The organism is Bacillus sp. SRB_8 (assembly GCF_003264205.1).
GTDB classification, from domain to species: Bacteria; Bacillota; Bacilli; order Bacillales; family Bacillaceae_G; genus Bacillus_A; species Bacillus_A mycoides.
Map to the genome: position 1 here is coordinate 23,249 of NZ_NADT01000033.1, position 19,411 is coordinate 42,659.

General features: G+C 35.6%; 22 protein-coding genes and 1 riboswitch. Of the genes, 14 read left to right on the forward strand and 8 right to left on the reverse strand.

Annotation, left to right across the window (positions count from 1 at the left end; genetic code table 11):
- Positions 1-2 precede the first annotated feature (2 nt).
- From B5P40_RS24980 to B5P40_RS25010, 7 genes are all read left to right on the forward strand, one after another.
- Positions 3-1,403 (forward strand): sensor histidine kinase, encoded by a 1,401-nt coding sequence (locus tag B5P40_RS24980; protein WP_002011591.1) that lies wholly within the window; start codon positions 3-5, stop codon positions 1,401-1,403.
- Between the two features lie 229 nt (positions 1,404-1,632).
- Positions 1,633-2,322 carry a FadR/GntR family transcriptional regulator gene (locus tag B5P40_RS24985; RefSeq protein ID WP_201053587.1) on the forward strand — a complete coding sequence of 230 codons (690 nt, stop codon included), beginning with the start codon at positions 1,633-1,635 and terminating at the stop codon, positions 2,320-2,322.
- 168 nt (positions 2,323-2,490) lie between these two features.
- Positions 2,491-3,210 carry a (Fe-S)-binding protein gene (locus B5P40_RS24990; protein WP_002011587.1) on the forward strand — a complete coding sequence of 240 codons (720 nt, stop codon included), beginning with the start codon at positions 2,491-2,493 and terminating at the stop codon, positions 3,208-3,210.
- 16 nt (positions 3,211-3,226) lie between these two features.
- The gene (locus B5P40_RS24995) at positions 3,227-4,648 is read left to right on the forward strand and encodes a LutB/LldF family L-lactate oxidation iron-sulfur protein (protein ID WP_002011586.1); all 1,422 of its coding nucleotides are present in this window, start codon (positions 3,227-3,229) and stop codon (positions 4,646-4,648) included.
- On the forward strand, positions 4,648-5,358 hold the full coding sequence (locus tag B5P40_RS25000) for a LutC/YkgG family protein (RefSeq protein WP_060751333.1): 711 nt from the start codon (positions 4,648-4,650) through the stop codon (positions 5,356-5,358). Before B5P40_RS24995 ends, B5P40_RS25000 begins: the two co-directional genes overlap by 1 nt.
- A 112-nt stretch (positions 5,359-5,470) precedes the next feature.
- The gene (locus B5P40_RS25005; protein WP_113710106.1) at positions 5,471-6,193 is read left to right on the forward strand and encodes a prepilin peptidase; all 723 of its coding nucleotides are present in this window, start codon (positions 5,471-5,473) and stop codon (positions 6,191-6,193) included.
- Positions 6,194-6,207: 14 nt separating this feature from the next.
- Entirely contained in the window at positions 6,208-6,519 is a 312-nt protein-coding gene (locus tag B5P40_RS25010) for a cyclic-phosphate processing receiver domain-containing protein (RefSeq protein WP_002064363.1), read from the forward strand.
- Between the two features lie 27 nt (positions 6,520-6,546).
- Here the strand turns inward: B5P40_RS25010 and B5P40_RS25015 are convergent, their stop codons facing one another.
- The 7 genes from B5P40_RS25015 to phaQ all read right to left on the reverse strand — a co-directional run bounded on the left by B5P40_RS25015 (position 6,547) and on the right by phaQ (position 12,018).
- A complete protein-coding gene (locus B5P40_RS25015; protein ID WP_002011581.1) occupies positions 6,547-7,398 on the reverse strand; it encodes a formate/nitrite transporter family protein in 852 nt (283 codons plus the stop codon).
- 209 nt (positions 7,399-7,607) lie between these two features.
- A complete protein-coding gene (locus B5P40_RS25020) occupies positions 7,608-8,402 on the reverse strand; it encodes a TerC family protein (RefSeq protein WP_002011580.1) in 795 nt (264 codons plus the stop codon).
- Between the two features lie 79 nt (positions 8,403-8,481).
- A riboswitch (yybP-ykoY riboswitch) is annotated at positions 8,482-8,654 on the reverse strand.
- Positions 8,655-8,692: 38 nt separating this feature from the next.
- Entirely contained in the window at positions 8,693-10,012 is a 1,320-nt protein-coding gene (locus B5P40_RS25025) for a TrkH family potassium uptake protein (RefSeq protein WP_033708914.1), read from the reverse strand.
- A 113-nt stretch (positions 10,013-10,125) separates the two neighbouring features.
- Positions 10,126-10,311: an alpha/beta-type small acid-soluble spore protein gene (locus B5P40_RS25030; protein WP_000241212.1), complete on the reverse strand. Its 186-nt coding sequence runs from the start codon at positions 10,309-10,311 to the stop codon at positions 10,126-10,128.
- A 142-nt stretch (positions 10,312-10,453) separates the two neighbouring features.
- Positions 10,454-10,897: a MaoC family dehydratase gene (locus B5P40_RS25035; RefSeq protein WP_001067911.1), complete on the reverse strand. Its 444-nt coding sequence runs from the start codon at positions 10,895-10,897 to the stop codon at positions 10,454-10,456.
- Between the two features lie 101 nt (positions 10,898-10,998).
- Positions 10,999-11,523 (reverse strand): polyhydroxyalkanoic acid inclusion protein PhaP, encoded by a 525-nt coding sequence (gene phaP, locus B5P40_RS25040; RefSeq protein WP_002011575.1) that lies wholly within the window; start codon positions 11,521-11,523, stop codon positions 10,999-11,001.
- Between the two features lie 42 nt (positions 11,524-11,565).
- Positions 11,566-12,018 carry a poly-beta-hydroxybutyrate-responsive repressor gene (gene phaQ / locus B5P40_RS25045; protein ID WP_000903018.1) on the reverse strand — a complete coding sequence of 151 codons (453 nt, stop codon included), beginning with the start codon at positions 12,016-12,018 and terminating at the stop codon, positions 11,566-11,568.
- Positions 12,019-12,216: 198 nt separating this feature from the next.
- On the opposite strand from phaQ, the gene phaR reads away from it, so the two are divergent.
- The 5 genes from phaR to B5P40_RS25070 all read left to right on the forward strand — a co-directional run bounded on the left by phaR (position 12,217) and on the right by B5P40_RS25070 (position 17,425).
- Positions 12,217-12,699 (forward strand): polyhydroxyalkanoic acid synthase subunit PhaR, encoded by a 483-nt coding sequence (gene phaR / locus B5P40_RS25050; RefSeq protein WP_000566956.1) that lies wholly within the window; start codon positions 12,217-12,219, stop codon positions 12,697-12,699.
- Between the two features lie 151 nt (positions 12,700-12,850).
- The gene (locus tag B5P40_RS25055; protein WP_113710107.1) at positions 12,851-13,594 is read left to right on the forward strand and encodes an acetoacetyl-CoA reductase; all 744 of its coding nucleotides are present in this window, start codon (positions 12,851-12,853) and stop codon (positions 13,592-13,594) included.
- An 83-nt stretch (positions 13,595-13,677) separates the two neighbouring features.
- Positions 13,678-14,763, forward strand: a complete 1,086-nt coding sequence (gene phaC / locus B5P40_RS25060; RefSeq protein WP_000206840.1) for a class III poly(R)-hydroxyalkanoic acid synthase subunit PhaC — start codon at positions 13,678-13,680, stop codon at positions 14,761-14,763.
- Positions 14,764-14,858: 95 nt separating this feature from the next.
- Complete coding sequence (locus B5P40_RS25065) at positions 14,859-16,052, forward strand: NAD(P)/FAD-dependent oxidoreductase (protein ID WP_002188868.1); 1,194 nt, start codon at positions 14,859-14,861, stop codon at positions 16,050-16,052.
- A gap of 23 nt (positions 16,053-16,075) precedes the next feature.
- Positions 16,076-17,425 (forward strand): TrkH family potassium uptake protein, encoded by a 1,350-nt coding sequence (locus tag B5P40_RS25070; RefSeq protein WP_002188869.1) that lies wholly within the window; start codon positions 16,076-16,078, stop codon positions 17,423-17,425.
- A 38-nt stretch (positions 17,426-17,463) separates the two neighbouring features.
- Here the strand turns inward: B5P40_RS25070 and B5P40_RS25075 are convergent, their stop codons facing one another.
- On the reverse strand, positions 17,464-17,847 hold the full coding sequence (locus tag B5P40_RS25075) for a DUF3905 domain-containing protein (RefSeq protein WP_002188870.1): 384 nt from the start codon (positions 17,845-17,847) through the stop codon (positions 17,464-17,466).
- Between the two features lie 97 nt (positions 17,848-17,944).
- Between B5P40_RS25075 and B5P40_RS32955 the strand changes: the two genes are divergently transcribed.
- Together B5P40_RS32955 and B5P40_RS25085 are read left to right on the forward strand one after the other, a co-directional pair.
- Entirely contained in the window at positions 17,945-18,100 is a 156-nt protein-coding gene (locus B5P40_RS32955) for a hypothetical protein (RefSeq protein WP_002011566.1), read from the forward strand.
- Positions 18,101-18,328: 228 nt separating this feature from the next.
- A complete protein-coding gene (locus B5P40_RS25085) occupies positions 18,329-19,405 on the forward strand; it encodes a putative 2-aminoethylphosphonate ABC transporter substrate-binding protein (RefSeq protein ID WP_002030507.1) in 1,077 nt (358 codons plus the stop codon).
- The last annotated feature ends 6 nt before the right edge of the window (positions 19,406-19,411 follow it).

The window sequence follows — 19,411 nt, forward strand, 5'->3', positions numbered from 1 at the left end:
GTATGTTTACGATGGTACAAAAGCTTTGGCTTACAGTAGTATGTGCAGTATGTGTAACAGTTTCCTTTCTTTATTTTGTATCTTTATACTCATATGAAAAGTTATACGTTGATAATTTAAAAGATTCATTAGTAATGGAAGGGAAACGTCTTGCCACGCAATATGATAAACGTGAAGGAGTATCCACTTTTGAAGAGAAAGTAAGGGCATATGATCAAATATCTAGTTCAGATGTCCTTTTCGTATACAATCCGCGTGATTTAAGCGCATGTTTGCCTTTTGATGTTCACCATCATTCTCTTATAAGTGAAGGGGATAGACAGGCGCTATTAGATGGGAAAACAGTGACAAAGATAGGGTATGAAGAACATTTTGATCGTAATATTATGGGTGTTGTCATCCCTGTTTTAGATAATAAAAAATTAGTTGGTATTGTATACTCTTATATTCCTTTAAAAAGTATAAAAGACTTAATATTTGATATGGGTCTTATTTTAGCGCCGTTAGCACTTGCAATGATTTTAATTACAATATGGATTGGTAGAAAAATTATTATCGCCATTACGAGACCGCTTTCGCAAATGGAACGAGTTGCAAATCATTTGGCTACTGGAGATTTCTCAGAGCGGATTACAATTTCTTCAGAAGATGAAATTGGACGATTGGGAAAAGCCTTTAATAAAATGGCAAATTCCTTAGAAACAGAAGATGTAAAGCGTAAGGAATTTTTAGCTAATGTTTCGCATGAACTTAGAACACCGCTTAGTTATATTAAAGGATATAGTGAAGCTATTTTAGACGGTGTAGCGAAGGGACCGCAGCAGGAAAAAGTAACGCAACTTATTCATAAAGAAGCAGGTCGCATGCAGCGCCTCGTTCATGATTTATTAGATCTAGCGCAGCTAGAAGGTGAACACTTTCCATTAAAGAAACAACCTATCGTTTTTTCACAGCTTATTGAAGATGTACTAAATACGTACGAGTTACAGTTTGTAGAAAAAAACCTTCGTATTTCAACGAATTTAAATCCTGAAATTATCGTAATGATTGATGAGGATCGTATGCAACAAGTACTTCATAATGTATTAGATAATGCGATACGTTATACAAATCAAAACGGGGATATCATAATAACATTAAAGCAAATCGATGATTATTGTGAATTGCACATAAAAGATACAGGAATAGGTATTGATAGAGAGCATTTAGAAAATCTGGGGGAACGCTTTTACCGAGTAGATAAAGCGAGAAGTCGTCAACACGGTGGAACAGGTTTAGGTCTTGCAATTGTAAGGCAAATTGTTCATATACATGACGGTGAGTGGAGAATAGAAAGTGAAAAAGGTAAGGGCACGACAGTTAGTATTAAATTAAAAGCACAAGATGAGGAGAGCATATTCTAACTTTTGGAATATGCTCTTCATATTGAAGGTAAATAGTTACGCGTAAATGTATTAATTAATATCAAACAAATATCAAAAATTTGACTATTTTATGAACAAAACATTTGTACTTCTTACTAATTCGTTCTAAAATAGTTATGGATGCTAAGTTCTTATAAAACGTTACAATTGTTGTTTGGAAGATACTGAGGTGATTTAACTGGAGTACAAATCTATTAAACCGAAAAAAATTTACGAAGAAGTATCTGAAGCTATTTTAACAATGATTAAAAATGGTACGTTAAAACCTGGTGACAAACTACTTCCTGTTCATCAATTAGCTGAGCAGTTTCAAGTTGGCAGATCTGCTGTTCGTGAAGCGCTAAGTGCGCTAAGAGCAATGGGCTTAATTGAAATGAAACAAGGAGAAGGTACATATGTAAGGAATTTCGATCCTTCTTCATTAACAAAATCACTAAATAACAAGTTATTAATGAAGAAAGAGGATATTTTGAATTTATTAGAAGTACGGAAGGTGCTCGAAGTGGGGGCAGTTCGAGCGGCAGCGGCAAAACGTACGGAAGCTAATTTGCAAAATATGAAGCAGTGGTTAGATGAAATGGCAAAGAGCATTGGAGATGAGAAGGCTGGCGAAAAAGCAGACTTTCATTTTCATATGGGAATTGCAGAATCTTCGCATAATAACATCTTGCTTGAGCTCATGAATCATGTTTCAGAGATGATTGCTGAAACGATTGGTGAATCAAGACGCATTATTTTATATGGTGAACAAACAACATCAGAACGACTTTTAGAAGAGCATCAATCTATATATGATGCGGTGTTAAAGCAAGATGTGGAATTAGCGCAGCAAGCGATGCTAGATCATTTAACAAATGTAGAACATATTGTCACAGGTAAAAGCGATATAAATTCGTAATTTAATCTTTTAAAAATCTAATTTTCTGATAAAATAGAGAGAGATTAAGTAAGCGTTTTCTTTAGAAGAGGGAGAGGATAGGCCATGGTTGAGCCTACTTCTTCTAATCTTAGTCATCTGATGACCATATGATTTTTGGCGGAGTTGTAATGAGGGGGAATTATAGTTATGAAAGTTACTTTATTTGTTACTTGTTTAGTCGATATGTTTGAAACAAACGTCGGTAAAGCAACAGTTGAAGTATTGGAGCGTTTAGGTTGTGAAATTGAATTTCCAGAAGCACAAGTTTGTTGTGGTCAGCCTGCTTATAATAGCGGCCATGTAGAAGCAGCAAAAGAAGCGATGAAACATATGATTGAAACTTTCGAAGATGCAGAATATATTGTTACGCCATCTGGATCTTGTGCGACAATGTTTCATGAGTATCCGCATGTTTTTAAAGATGATCCGAAGTGGGCTAAACGTGCACAAAAGGTTGCTGATAAAACATATGAATTTACACAATTTATTGTAGATGTTTTAAAAGTTACAGATGTTGGTGCAAGTTTACCAGGGATAGCTACTATTCATAAATCTTGTCATATGACACGCCTGCTTGGAGTAAAAGAGGCACCAGGAATTTTATTATCAAGCGTAAAAGGATTAATTGTGAGAGAACTGCCGAACGTGCAAAATTGTTGTGGGTTTGGGGGAACGTTTTCAGTTAAGATGACTCCAATTTCTGAGCAAATGGTAGATGAAAAAGTAGATAGTGTAATGGAAACAGGTGCTGATTATTTAATCGGTGCAGATTGTGGGTGTTTGTTAAACATTGGCGGACGTATTGAGCGTTTAGGAAAAGAAGTAAAAGTAATGCATATTGCTGAGGTCTTGAATAGTCGCTCATGAAGGGGGAACATAAGCTATGTCTATGAAAATCAGTGAGAAAAAATTTAATGATCGCGTTGGCGATGGAATTCAAGATTCGTTTATGCGCGGAGCGGTATCTTCTGCACAAACGCGTTTATATACAAATCGATTAAAAGCAGCTGACGAGTTGGGAAACTGGGAAGAGTGGCGTGAACTAGGTGAACAAATTCGTCAACATACGTTAGAAAATCTTGATTATTATTTAATGCAGTTAAGTGAAAATGTATCAAAAAGAGGCGGTCACGTTTACTTTGCGAAAACGAAAGAGGATGCAGCAAAGTATATTCAAGACGTTGCAAAAAAGAAACAAGCGAAGAAAGTTGTAAAATCAAAATCAATGGTAACTGAAGAAATTAGTATGAATCATGCCCTTGAAGAGATTGGTTGTGAAGTGTTAGAGAGTGACTTAGGAGAGTATATCTTGCAAGTAGATAACGATCCACCATCACATATTATTGCGCCTGCACTTCATAAAAACAGAACGCAAATTCGTGATGTATTTAAAGAAAAACTTGGATATGAAAATTCTGATGATCCATACGAAATGACAAAGTTTGTTCGTAAACAACTTCGTGAGAAATTTATGGATGCAGAAATTGGTGTGACAGGTTGTAACTTCGCTGTTGCAAATACTGGCTCTCTTTGTTTAGTGACGAACGAAGGTAATGCCGATCTTGTCATGTCGATTCCGAAAACACAAATTGCAGTAATGGGTATGGAACGTATGGTTCCGACAATGGAAGAATTAGATGTTTTAGTTGGTTTACTATGTCGTAGTGCGGTAGGTCAAAAATTAACAAGTTATGTAACAGTAGCAGGACCAATTCAAGAGGAAGAGGTAGATGGACCAGAAGAGTTTCATTTAGTCGTTGTTGATAATGGCCGCTCTCAAATTCTTGGATCGGAATTCCGTTCAATATTGCAATGTATTCGTTGTGCCGCTTGTGTTAACGTATGTCCCGTATATCGTCACGTTGGTGGACATTCGTATGGATCTATTTATTCAGGACCAATCGGTGCGGTATTAACACCACTTTTAGGTGGGTATGACGATTACAAAGAGCTTCCTTATGCATCTAGTTTATGCGGAGCATGTACAGAAGCTTGTCCAGTAAAAATTCCATTACATGATTTATTATTAAAACATCGTCAAGTCATCGTTGAGCAAGAAGGTCGTGCCCCACTTGCAGAAAAATTAGCAATGAAAATGTTTAGTATGGGTGCTTCTTCAGCAGCTTTATATAAAATGGGATCGAAAATGGCACCGGCAGCAATGAGTCCATTTACATCTGGTAACCGTGTATCAAAAGGTGTTGGACCACTTAAAAACTGGACGGATATTCGTGAATTCCCAGCTCCAAGTAAAGAACGATTCCGTGATTGGTATAAAGATCATAAGAAAGGCGGGGACAAATAATGACAGGATTAATTCAAAACCGTGAGTCCTTTCTAGATAATATCGCAAAAGAACTTGGGCGCGCGCGTAAAACAGAAGGCGTAGAACGTCCAGCATGGAAAAGTAATGTGAATGTAGAAACGTTAAAAGATTATTCACAAGAAGAATTGTTAGAAGTATTTAAAAAGCAATGTACAAACATTCATACAACTGTTGTGGAAACGACAAACGACCGCTTACGTGAAGATATTCAAAAAGTAATCGTTGAAAACGGCGGAGGACCTATTATATTATCAGCAGATGAACGTTTTGATTCCTATGGATTGACTTCTTTATTTAAAGAAGAGCTTCCAAAGCAAAATGTTGAGGTAAATGTATGGGATCCTCAGAAAAAAGAAGAGAATATGCGTATAGCGGAAAAAGCGAATATCGGTATTGCATTTAGTGATTATACTTTAGCTGAATCTGGTACGATTGTTGTACAAAGTCATAAAGGACAAGGGCGTTCTTTACACTTTTTACCGACTGTATACTTTGCTATTATTCCACGTGAAACACTTGTACCGCGTATTACACAAGCAGTTCAACATATGAACTCTCGTGTGGAAAAAGGTGAAGCAGTCGCGTCTTGTATTAACTTTATTACAGGACCAAGTAACTCTGCGGATATTGAAATGAATCTTGTTGTCGGAGTACACGGGCCGTTAAAAGCGGTATATTTCATCGTATAAAATAGGGGAAAGCAGGCCGGAAAACGGCCTGCTTTTTTAATAGAATAAAGATAATATGAAGTAGAAGTTCTCTCCTTTTTTTGTTATGTTCTTTTGGAAAGGAGAGGAAGGGATGTTCACTTATTTATATGCATTGTTAATAGGTATGGTGTTTGGTTCTTTTTTTATGGTGATTGCGATGAGAGTTCCAGTAGGGGAATCTATTATTACACCGCGTTCGTACTGTCATTACTGCAAGTATACGTTACAGCCGAAAGAACTTATTCCAATCATTTCATTTTGTATACAAAAAGGGCGTTGTACGAATTGTAAGAGCAAAATCTCAAGTTTGTACATAGTATTTGAATTTGTTACAGGCAGTTTATTTTTTCTTACTGTATATGTAATTGGAATGGAAAGAGAGCTCATCATCATTTTATCGCTTTTTTCGTTACTTCTAATTATTTCAGTTACAGATTTAGTATATATGCTAATACCTAATCGTATTTTAATTTGGTTTGCGCTTTTGCTTATTTTAGAATGTATTTTTGTACCGTTAGTTACTTGGATAGATAGTTTAGCTGGTAGTGGAACTATATTCATTTTGTTATATTGCATGCAAAAGATTTATCCAGATGGTCTTGGCGGAGGTGATGTAAAATTACTTTCGTTACTCGGATGTATAGTCGGAGTGAAAGGGGTTTTTATAACTTTATTTTTAGCATCTTGCTTTAGTCTTTGTTTTTTCGGGATAGGTATAGCGCTAAAATGTATAAACATAAGAACTCCAATTCCGTTCGGACCTTTTATTAGCCTTGGAGCAATATGTTATGTGTTGGTCACATATGCAAAATAGAGAGGAGATAGAAAATGAATGTATATATGGATGATCAAAGAAGTTGCCCATACGGATATGTTTTGGCAACTACAGTAGAATCTGCCTTGCAAATTGTTAGGGATAATGAGGTGAATATTATTTCCCTCGATTATAATATGGGATGGCGACAAAAAAGTGGGTTAGATTTCGTAGAAGCTTTCTGCAACGAAGGTTTATATGTTAATGAAATTCACCTTCATACAAATGATGTCATCGGTATGCATCAGATGAAAAAGAGCATAGAGAGAGGGAAGGAAAACGGGGAAATTAATCCTTATATTGCCTTGAAATATGTAGGGAGCTAAAAACTCCAAAGTAAAACTTTGGAGTTTTTAATGTTTCATATGTGCTTGTAAAGGAATAATTTCCTCCGTTTGAGCTCCAACTAATTGAGTTTTCTCTTGTTCAACAACAGGTGCTTTCTTTGTTAAGTAATGATATACCATACCGACAAATACGGATCCGCCAATAATGTTACCGATTGTAACTGGAATTAAGTTATGAATAGCGCCCGCAAAAGAAATTGTCTCAGGATGTGGTGATACTAAAGATAAAGCAAACAGTGATAAGTTTGCAATGCTATGCTCATAACCAGATAAAAAGAAAGTGAAAACGAGCATCATCATCATTAATATTTTTGCTGTGTCACCTTTCACTTGAGAAGGTAAGAAGCAGGCAAGACATACGAGCCAGTTACATAAAATCGCTTTAAAGAATAATTGCATTGTAGGTGTATTCATCTTTCCTTCAACAACTTTATTCATTAAATGACTGTGATCAATTGCTTCGAAAATTCCAGTTGCGTAAAATAGTAAGGCAAAGAATAAAGCGCCAGCTAAGTTACCTGCATAACAAGCAACCCAGTTACGAAGTGTATCAGAAATCGTTGTTTCTTTTCTTAAAGTTGCCACTGTGAAGTACATTGTATTGCCAGTAAATAATTCAGCGCCGCCATATATAATAAGTACGAGAGCAATTCCGAAAAACATGGAGGAAGCTAAATATGTTGCTGGTGAATCTGCAATATGAAAAAAGTTACCTAATTTAAAACATAGTACAATAATAAAACCGATATAAATGCCCGCAAGTGCAGCACGAATGAAATATTGCATTGGATTTATATCTAGCATTTGTTTTTTGCTCTTAGCCAGTTTTACAACGTAATCTAATCCTTGTTCTAGCATGAGTAATACGCTCCTTTAATACATCGTCTATAAATACTCCTTATATGAATAAGGTACATGGATTTGTTCATACTTTCAATAAGTTTGTGCAATATTTCACAAAAAGGACATACATCTAGAAAGGAAGCGTTTACAAAAGGTAGTATAATGGAATTTTTTCTAAAAATAGAGAGGGGAATTGAAACGAGAAAAAAGAAAAAGCGCTGTAATTACAGCGCTTTTTCGTCTAAATTCTTTTCTACTTTTACTTCTACTTCTTTCGAGAAGAACCAACCGCAAACTGCGATTCCAACTAATACAATCCAGAATGTAAGCTTCCACGGAGTGGATTCTGGGAATGAATGCGGAAGGACATTTAAAGCAGGGTGTGCTAGCGTATAAACTGTTAATTTTACACCAACCCAACCTACAATTAAAAATGCTGCAGTTTCAAGTCCTGGTTTACGTTTTAATATTTGTACGAAAGCAGTTGCTGCAAATCGCATTATAACTAATCCGATAAGTCCACCTGTAAAGATAACGATAAATTGACCTGTATCAAGACTACCAATCGTACCTAATCCTGTTTTCGGTAAAGTCACTGCTAATGCAACAGCAGCTAAAATTGAATCAACTGCGAAGGCGATATCAGCAACTTCGACTTTAAATACAGTCCACCAAAAGTTCTCTTGTTTTTTCTTTGCTTCTTTTTCTTCTGTTTCTTCATGTGTATTCTTTTTAACATACGTTTTAAATAAGTGATTCCCCGCGATAAACATAAGATAAATCGCACCAATTGCTTGCACTTGCCATACATCTACTAGGAACGAAATCATAAATAGTGATCCGAAGCGGAAAACGAACGCTCCTGCTAATCCATAAAATAGTGCTTTCTTTCGTTTTTCTTCTGGTAAATGTTTTACCATAATTGCGAGAACGAGAGCGTTATCAGCCGCTAAAATCCCCTCTAGTGCAATTAGGATGAGTAATACCCAACCATACTCCAATAATAATGATACATCCATGTACATTCTCCTCTCATTTCTATAAAGACTAAACAAGTGAAGAAGTTCCCCACTGTTTAGTTTCCCCATACTCCTGCGTATCAACGGTGGAAGGAATTTGAAAACAAAAAAGACCTCTGCCGTTGATAGGCAAAGGTCTTGCTAGACATATGTAATGAAAATGCCAACAAAGCCGGAAGAACTAAGTTCTACGTAATGACGACTTTGTTTCCAAGAAATAGTTCTTGGACGCTACTCCCCTTTGGAGATATGCTATTGTACTCTCATTATATGGATAATTTATACGGTTGTCAACCTGTTAAAATATCTTCGTTGGGATATTTTATTTTTCTTTGTTTTTTACGTGCAAATGAAAAGGCTAATGTTAAAGGCCCCATCTTTCCAAAAAACATCATAAAGATAATAATTGTTTTGCCGATGATTGTTAAGTGTGGCGTCAAATTCATGCTAAGGCCGACAGTTCCAAATGCTGAAAATACTTCAAAAGCACTCATTAATAAAGGAACCTTCTCAGTGATGCTTAAAATTAAAATGGAAAGAAAAATAAACGAAATTGAAATAATAGTAATCGTTAATGATTTGACAATGAGCGTATCTTTAATGGATTTTTTAAACACGACAATATCATCTTGTTCTTGCAAAAATTTAAATACGCCGAAAAACATAATCAAAAAAGTCGTTAACTTAATCCCACCACCAGTTGAAGCACTGCCAGCACCAATAAACATAAGAAGCATCATTAATAAAAGTGAAGGTTTTGATAATGCAGAGATATCAACAGTATTAAACCCGGCAGTACGTGTTGAAACCGCTTGAAAATAAGCAGCCATACCTTCTTCAAATGGTGTAAAACCTCTCATGGAAATTGAATTATGGAACTCAAATATGAAGATAAAAGCTGTAGCAATAATATTGACGATTAGAGTAGAAGAGAGCATAAGCTTTGAGTGCAAAGTAAGGTTTTTAAAGTTTTTCTTTCTTTTTATATCTACGATAACCGTAAAACCAATCCCACCTAAAATAATGAGGGAAGAAATAACGAGATTGACGAGAATGCTATGGGAGTGCGACATTAAATTATCGCTCCACACAGAAAACCCAGCATTGTTAAAGGCTGAGATAGAATGAAAAAAGCTATAATATATACCTTTGGCAACCCCGTATTTTGGTACCCATTCAAAAGAGAGAAGTAAAGTAGCGATACATTCTACAGTAAAAGAAAATAAAAATAATGCTTTTGCAAGACGAATGATTCCGCCGACATTTGTTTGGTTTAATGCTTGTTGTAATAAAATCCGGTTTTGAAGGCCGATTTTTCTACCGAGCATAATTGCGATTAAAACAGCAAAGCTCATAATGCCAAGCCCGCCAACTTGTATAAGTGTTAAAATGACACATTGGCCAAATAAGGTAAATACTTTACCAGTGTCCACAACACCAAGCCCTGTAACCGTACAAGCAGAAACCGTTGTAAATAAAGCATCGAGCCATGAAATAGACGTTGTTGTAGCAATTGGCAATTTCAATAGGCATGTACCGATAATTGATAGCATAATAAAAGATACAGTAAGAACACGGGGAGGACTCATGCTAATGTTAATCCGTTTCATTTCACATATCGTTCCTTTCGATTTGCTCTTACTAGTATGTGAAGAAGCACTATTATGTATGTTAAAAAAGAAAGAGGCAGAGAATATCTGCCTCTAAGCCATAGGTTATATAGTTATCCGCGTAATTGTTGTTGAGCTAAAGCAACAAGACGTTTCGTTACTTCACCGCCAACTGATCCGTTAGAACGAGATGCTGTATTAGATCCTAAGCTTACACCGAATTCTTGTGCGATTTCATATTTGAATTGTTCAAGTGCTTGCTCTGCACCCGGAACTAGTAATTTGTTTGTTTTCACCATGTTGATACACATCCTTAAAGAGTAATCCAGTTTAGCTAAGTGCTATCTGGTAATGTTATTTTATGTGTAAACGACGTACTCATACACGGAAGTAAACGGTGTGATTAGAAGTTCTTGGATAGAAAAAAGAGTAGCAAATTTGCTACTCTTTTTTCAGTATTGTCGCTGTACCTTCTACGACAATATCATCAGATTGATTATATATGTTTGTTTGCAATGTGATAATTTTTTTATCGTCCCGTTTTTTAATAACTTCTGCCACAACGCGAAGTGTATCACCGATTTTGACAGGAGCACGGAATGAAACATTTTGTGATAAATAAATCGTATTTTTTCCAGGAAGTTTCGTTCCAAGAATGGTAGAAATAAAACTTGAAACGAGCATGCCATGGGCAATACGTTCTTTGAACATTGTCGTTTTTGCAAAAGAGTCTAGAATGTGAATAGGATTTACATCTCCAGTCAATTTTGCAAAATTGATAACGTCCTCATCCGTAATTTTTTTTGTAAGTGATGCTTGATCACCGACTTGAATCTCATCGTAACGAAGCTCCGGAACAGTTTGTGCTTCTTGAAATGGATTCATTTTGTCCTCCTTCTTTTCCATATCGAAAAATGTAAACCATCTTGATGTAGTAGGAGGAAGAAAGAGTTTTGTTTGTGCTGCAGTTAGTTGCCACATTTTTCTTACTTGATGGAAGTAAATAGATTTTTTGAGTTTTCCTCGAACTGCTTTGCGAGTTCTAGTTGTTTGGACTTGAACTCTCCCAAAAAAACTTCTAACTGTTTTTGAACCTCTTCACGCTGCGACTGTTGTTGTTCGATAAAGTGTTTAGTTGTTTCTTCAAATTGGCCGCTAGTTTGAGTAAGAATAGACAAAGATGTTTTCGTAGGCGAAACAGTAAGTTGGTGCATTTGATTAGAAAGCTCATTCCACTTTTCTTGCCACTCGTTAATTTGATCATTTAAGGAGTTTCCAGTTAATTGCTTCACATAGTCTGTATATTGGTTATTGAACTGAGCAGTGAATTGGTGTAGTTCTTTTTCTAGTTCATCTACTCCTGATGTTAATTTATGCAAAGCGTCTTGTTGTTGTTTTAACGTTTCTAAAGTAAGTTGCTCTAATTGTTTCCCAGCTGAAGAGAAGAGGGAAAGAGATTGAGACCAGTTTTTCCAAAATGCATCGACTAATTCGTATGGCTTAGTTTCCATTGTTTGACCTCCAAATGTTTTTTTGCATATTGTGAACGCAGATTACTCTGCTGTACCACCAGGTGAAGATGAAGAATCCTTTTCATCCTTTTCTGGAGAAGTAGAAAATGGAAAGAATGCATTGGTGTATAACGTGAAAAACGTCCGCAACATATTTTGATAATGTTCAAAAGAAGTCGCACATGTTGTTAAATATTGCTCTCCATATTCTGTTAAAGAATAAATTCGTTTCGCTGGCCCGCCTTCGCTTGTATCCCAAGTAGAAGAAATAAGATTTTCTTTTTCTAATTTGCGTAGTGTCCTATACACATTACCTTGGTCAACAGAAGAAAAGCCGATGTCCATTAGCATTTGAATAAGTTTGTAACCATGAAGACTCCAGTCTTTTAGACAGAGAAGTAAGAAAGGAACTAAGAAGTTTTTTGGCATGGAGTTTGGTTGTTTCGCTTGGTTTTTTTCCAAACTTTCTGGGTGTTCTGGTTCATTATGTAGCATGATTGTGCATCACCTCATGAATCAGTTAGATGGAATTTTTTGCTTATAAGTGCAATTTACACCTATCTGTTTTTAATGTCAATACATTTGTTAGAAAATAAAGAAAAATAAAATATATACTTGAAGTTTTATTCGGAATATTAGAAAATAGTGAATAGGTTGAATTGTTTCAAAAACGAAAAAGGGAGTGTAGTCGAAGTGATTGATCAAAAATTCGATCCATTGCAAGCATGGAAAAATGCTTATGAACAAACCGAAACATTTTGGGGAAAAGCGCTCAATGAAACAATTAAAACAGAAGAATATTCTGCTTGGATGGGCAGCGTTCTAGATTTGAATTTGTTTTATCAAAAAGCATTAAATGATACGACAAAAAATTATTTAGAACAGGTGAATGTGCCGACGAGAGAGGATATCGCTAGAGTAGCTACGCTTGTTATTAACTTAGAAAATAAAGTTGATAACATCGAGGAAATTCTAGAAGAGAAAGTGGATTCATTAGGACAAGCTCCTACATTAAAGCGTGATGTTACGAAAGTAAAACAAGATATGCGCACGTTAGAAACGAAAGTTGATCAAATTTTAGAATTGCTAGAAAAGCAAAATGCAGTACTAGCTAAACTACAAGTACCTGTAAAAGAAGAAGTAAAGCCTGTAAATAAGCCAGAAAATAAAAAATGATAATGGCGTTTGTTTATAACTTGTAAAAGAGAGAGGGAGAATCTCTTTTCATGTATAAACAACGAAACATAATTAATATATGGACTCAATAGTATGAGTACCAAAATGATTCATAACAATCGTTCACAAATTCATTTAAGGGGGAAAAGAAATGGTTCAATTAAATGGCAAAGTAGCAATCGTAACAGGTGGGGCAAAAGGAATTGGAAAAGCAATTACAGTAGCATTAGCAGAAGAGGGAGCAAAAGTAGTTATTAACTATAACAGCAGTAAAGAAGCAGCTAAAAACTTAGTAAATGAATTAGGAAAAGAAGGACATGACGTTTATGCAGTTCAAGCGGATGTTTCTAAAGTAGAAGATGCAAACAGACTTGTAGAAGAAGCTGTGAATCATTTTGGTAAAGTTGATATTCTTGTTAATAATGCTGGTATTACAAGAGATCGTACATTCAAAAAATTAAATCGTGAAGATTGGGAGCGCGTAATTGACGTGAACTTAAGCAGTGTATTTAATACGACAAGTGCGGTACTTCCATACATATCGGAAGCAGAAGAAGGAAGAATCATTAGTATTTCTTCTATTATTGGCCAAGCTGGTGGATTTGGACAAACAAACTACTCAGCAGCAAAAGCAGGTATGCTAGGATTTACAAAATCATTAGCGTTAGAACTTGCAAGAACAAATGTAACTGTAAACGCAATTTGCCCAGGATTTATTGATACTGAAATGGTAGCAGAAGTACCAGAAGAAGTGCGTCAAAAAATCGTTGCGAAAATCCCGAAAAAACGTTTTGGTCAAGCTGATGAAATTGCAAAAGGTGTAGTATATCTATGCCGTGACGGTGCGTATATCACAGGTCAGCAATTAAACATTAACGGCGGATTATACATGTAATGAAGTAAGAAAAAAGTGCATATCCATAGCAGGAATGCACTTCTTTTTTTAGAAAGAAATTGACCAAAAAGGAGATAGGAAAAATGACTACATTCGTAACGGAATGGGAAAAGCAATTGGAGTTGTACCCAGAAGAATATCGTAAAGCATATCGCCGTGTGAAAAGAGCGAGCGAAGTTTTATTACGCGAACCAGAACCACAAGTTGGTTTAACACCGAAAGAGGTTATTTGGACGAAGAATAAAACGAAGCTGTATCGTTACATTCCAAAACAAGAAAAAACACAGAGAGTTCCAATCTTATTAATATACGCTCTTATTAATAAACCGTATATTATGGATTTAACTCCAGGAAATAGTTTAGTGGAATACTTAGTAGATCGTGGTTTTGATGTGTATATGCTTGATTGGGGCACATTCGGTTTAGAAGATAGTCATTTGAAGTTTGATGATTTCGTGTTCGATTATATTGCAAAAGCAGTGAAAAAAGTAATGAGAACTGCAAAATCGGACGAGATTTCTTTACTTGGTTATTGCATGGGTGGAACGTTAACATCTATTTATGCAGCGCTTCATCCGGACATGCCAATTCGTAACTTGATTTTTATGACAAGTCCTTTTGATTTCTCTGAAACAGGATTATACGGTCCTTTATTAGATGAGAAATATTTCAATTTAGATAAAGCGGTTGATACATTCGGAAATATTCCGCCAGAAATGATTGATTTCGGAAATAAGATGTTAAAACCAATTACAAACTTTGTCGGTCCATATGTTGCTTTAGTCGATCGTTCAGAAAATGAGCGCTTCGTCGAAAGTTGGAAATTAGTTCAAAAGTGGGTAGGCGATGGTATTCCGTTCCCAGGTGAATCGTATAGACAATGGATTCGTGATTTTTATCAAAATAATAAATTAGTGAAGGGTGAACTCGTTATTCGCGGACAAAAGGTAGACCTTGCAAATATTAAGGCGAATGTCTTAAATATTTCTGCGAAGCGTGATCATATCGCTCTGCCATGTCAAGTAGAAGCTTTACTTGATCATATTTCTAGCACAGATAAACAGTATGTATGTTTACCGACAGGACATATGTCTATTGTGTATGGTGGAACGGCTGTAAAGCAAACATATCCGACGGTTGGAAATTGGCTTGAAGAGCGTTCTAATTAAAGAGAAGAAATCCAACTAGCGTATGTTAGTTGGATTTTTTTATGGAAAATGACGAAACATAGAAAGGAGAAAATTACATGGTAGGAGTATAATATATGAAGCTTATGACTGGTAAGTTGTTTTGGAGTGCTGGAGTTTCTGTGCCTTGTTATCCAACGTTAGAAAATGATATGATATGTGATGTACTAGTAATTGGAAGTGGAGAAGCAGGTGCTCATATAGCGTATTCGTTAGCTAAAATTGGAATGCGTGTTATGCTCATTGAAAAAAGAGCAATTGCATGTGGTAGCACAGCTGCAAATACAGGATTATTACAATTTGTTCATGATAAATCGTTAACCTCTCTTATTCATACATTTGGTGAAGAGAAAGGGGTACGAGCATATAGACTTTGTTATGAAGCGCTGCAAACAATGGAGAAGGTTGTGCCAACTCTCGATATTGATCCCCATTTTATTCCGCGAAATAGTTTGTATTATGCAAGTAGAGATGAGGATGTTTCATTTTTACAAGAAGAATATAATACGTTACGCCATTATGGATTTCCGGTTGAATATTTTACAGAGTCTGATATTAAGAAACGTTATTCATTTGCAAAACAAGCAGCGTTATATACAAGCGGTGATGCAGAAGTGAATCCGTATTTATTAGCGCATAGTCTTTTGCATAAAGCGAAACAAATGGGCGCTACTATATACGAACATACAGAGGCATTACATATTAAACAAATCCAAAATGATTTAATTTGTTACACGAATACAGGAAATAAAATAGTAGCAAAGAATATTATTATGGCGACAGGTTATGAAGCAATTTTTGGAAAGAAAGAAAAAAATACAACAGTAGAAACGTCTTATGCCGTTGTGACAAATAAGATAGATTATTTTGAAGGCTGGCATGAGCAATCGTTAATTTGGGAAACAGCACGTCCGTATTTGTATAGTCGAACGTATCAAAACCGCATTGTTATAGGCGGATTAGATGAGGCGCTGAAAATTCAAAAAATCGGCGATACGAAATTATTGCATAAGCGTGATCTTCTTATTAACATTGTAAAAGAAATGTTCCCGCAGTATAAAAATATACGGGCAGAATACTATTGGGCAGCAGCATTTGGTGGCAGTCATGACGGTCTTCCTATTTTAAAAGAAGATAAAAAAATACATAATTTATATTACGCACTGCCGTATGGGGGAAATGGAACTGTATACGGAATGGTATTTGCGAAACTATTTCAGCAGTTATTTACAAATGAAGAAAGTGATGATTTTTCTTTATTTAATCGATAGAAAAAAGGTAGCGAAGTGATGGAATGAGAAATATAAAAAAGTTTTTACAAAAGTTACGTCCCGTACAACTTATCGTTGTATTTTATTTACTAGCAGTAGTCGTATCGGTAATTTTGCTTAGTTTACCATTTGTTACGAAGCCTGAAGTGAAATGGACATTTATCGATGCACTATTTACATCTGTTAGTGCGGTAAGTGTTACGGGACTGTCTGTTGTTACGATTTCAGATACGTTTACAACGGCAGGAATTATTGTTTTAGCCCTTATTTTACAATTAGGCGGATTAGGAATTATGGCGCTTGGTACATTCGTCTGGATTATAACGGGGAAAAAGATTGGTTTGCAAAGAAGAAGATTAATTATGGCAGACCATAACCAAGGGAATTTATCGGGCCTTGTAGAATTGATGCGTTCTATTTTAATTGTAATTATTTCGATAGAACTCATTGGAGCAATACTGTTAGGTACAAGGTTCTTACTATATTTCCCGACTTGGCAAGAAGCATATTTTCACGGTTTCTTTGCCGCTGTGAGCGCAACAACGAACGGAGGATTTGATTTAACAGGACAATCACTTATTCCGTACAAAAAAGATTATATTGTTCAAATGATTCATATGTTGCTTATTATTTTAGGAGCTATCGGTTTCCCAGTGTTAATGGAAGTAAAACAATTCCTTAGTAAAAAGCGACAACAACTATTTCGCTTTTCGTTATTTACAAAATTGACGACAACGACATTTTTTGTACTCGTTATTGTTGGAACAATTATGATTTTTCTATTAGAACGAAATCATTTTTTAGTAGGAAAGTCATGGCATGAAACTGTATTTTATACATTATTCCAATCTGTGACGACGCGAAGTGGAGGACTCGCTACAATGGACATACGTGAATTATCACAACCAACGCTTTTATTTATGAGTATATTAATGTTCATTGGGGCATCTCCAAGTTCAGTTGGGGGCGGAATACGTACAACAACATTTGCAGTTAGTATATTATCGTTATATACATTTGCAAGAGGCGGGAGAACAGTCCGAGTTTTCAAACGTCAGCTACATGAAGAGGACGTGTTGAAAGCATCTGTCGTTATGACGATGGGGATTTTATTATGTGCCTCAGCGCTATTCATTTTATCTATTACGGAAAATGTACCGCTTATGAGCTTAATCGTTGAAGTTTGTTCTGCTTTCGGAACGACGGGACTATCAACAGGTGTTACTCCTGATTTAACAACTGTTGGTAAACTTGTACTCATTGTACTTATGTTTATCGGACGCGTCGGTATTTTAACATTTATATTAGCTAGTGGCGGAAGAGAGCAACCGCCTCGCTATAAATATCCGAAAGAGAGAATTATTATTGGATAGTATGAAACCATTCTACCTATGTTAGGTAGAATGGTTTTTTAGTCGTTAATTCCAAATTGAGGATGCATAAAAGCATCATTTTTCTTATCAACTTCGTTTTTAAGTAGTTCTTGATTTTCTTCTGAAATCCATCCGATATCATTTGTAGGATGTATCCATTCTTCCCCAGCCATAATGGCAGGATCTACCTCATCACTCCAATTATTAAGAGGACTGTTAGTGGAATCGTATTTACTGTCTCCAATTACAACATCATATTGATTTATAAAAGGTTGTTGCATCTTTTTGCCTGTGCCTTTAAAAGAAGGAAAGTTCATTTGATGAGGGAGCGTCTCGTCTAAAATTGGCGATTGTATCGTTTCTTTTTCTTTCAAAGTAATCGCTCCTTTTTGTAATGGCTTGTTCGTATGTAGTATTTCCATCTATAAGCTCTTATGTACTTGTTAACACTTCCCAGTAATAATTACTGTAAGTTGTTTCAAACTAGAATAGAAAGTTATTTCGTGAGAGCAGGTGAGTATGTTGGTAAAAAGAAAAGTAAAACAAAATGCAGCAATTAATAATAATAAAACTCCGAAAGAAAGCTTACCAGATGCAGAATTTGCATTAGAGTATGAAGGAGAAAATAGTGCGAAGTATGCAAATCGTAATTCAAAAAAAGGTAAACAAAAATGAGGCGTTTTTTACAAACGCCTCATTTTTTTGTGGGATTATAAAGGTTTTTTTAATTATTTGTAAATTTCACGTTTGATATTAGCAGAAAAATGCGAAAAAACATAGAAGTAGCAACGTATTACACAAAAACAAACAACAAACAAAAGATTAATGTTGGTTTAATACTGCTTTTACACTAGTTGTTTATATTAGAGTTGTACATAAGATTTGTAAAAGGAGAGAGAGACAGTGAAAAAAACAATCTTTAAAGCTGTAGCAACTGGAATGGTATTTTCGTTATTAATGGGGTGTGGTGCAAAGAAAGAAGAAAGTGCTGGAGCAAAAGTAAAAGATGATAAATTATCTGGATCATTAACTGTTTACACAGCGATTGAAGAAGAGCTTGTACCGATTTATCTTGATTCTTTTAAACAGAAGTACCCAGACGTGAAGTTGAACATTGTTCGTGATTCAACAGGAGTTATTACAGCGAAATTGCTAGCTGAAGGAAAAAATACACAAGCAGATGTTGTATGGGGAACTGCAGCGTCTAGTCTATTAGCTTTAGAGAAAAAAGATATGTTAAAAGGATACTCTCCAAAAGGAGCAGATCGTGTCCTTTCGCAATTTAAAGACGATAAAAAACCAGAAAAATGGGTAGGAAATACTGCATTTATGACGGGGATTGCTGTAAATAAAGAAGAATTGAAGAAGAAAAATTTACCGATGCCAGAATCATATGAAGATTTAACGAAACCAGAATATAAAGGAACGCTAGTTATGCCGCATCCGGCTTCTTCTGGAACAGGATTTTTAACAGTTTCTGCATGGCTACAAATTATGGGAGAAGATAAGGGCTGGGATTACATGAAGAAACTTCATGATAATATGGCAACTTATACTCATTCAGGTTCAAAACCAGCGAAATTAGCAGGTGCAGGTGAATATCCAGTTGGTGTATCAATGGTTTATAGTGCTTTGAAAGAGAAACAAAAAGGTGCACCAGTTGAAGTTGTACTGCCGAAAGAAGGATTAGGCTGGGAAGTAGAAGCGAACGCACTTATTAAAAAAGATAATGCTAAAAATGATAAATTAGCGCAAGCATTTTTAGATTGGGCAATTACAGATGATGTAATGAAGTTATACTTCGAGAAAAATGGATTTGCGACAATTAAAAATGATTATAAACTTCCAGATGGATTCCCTAAAGATGTGACAGAAAAGTTATATAAAAAGAATGACTTTAAATGGGCAGCAGAAAATCGTGACAAAATTTTAGAAAAATGGGAAAAAGAGTTTGGCCAAAAAGCAGAACCGAAAAAGTAAGTGAGT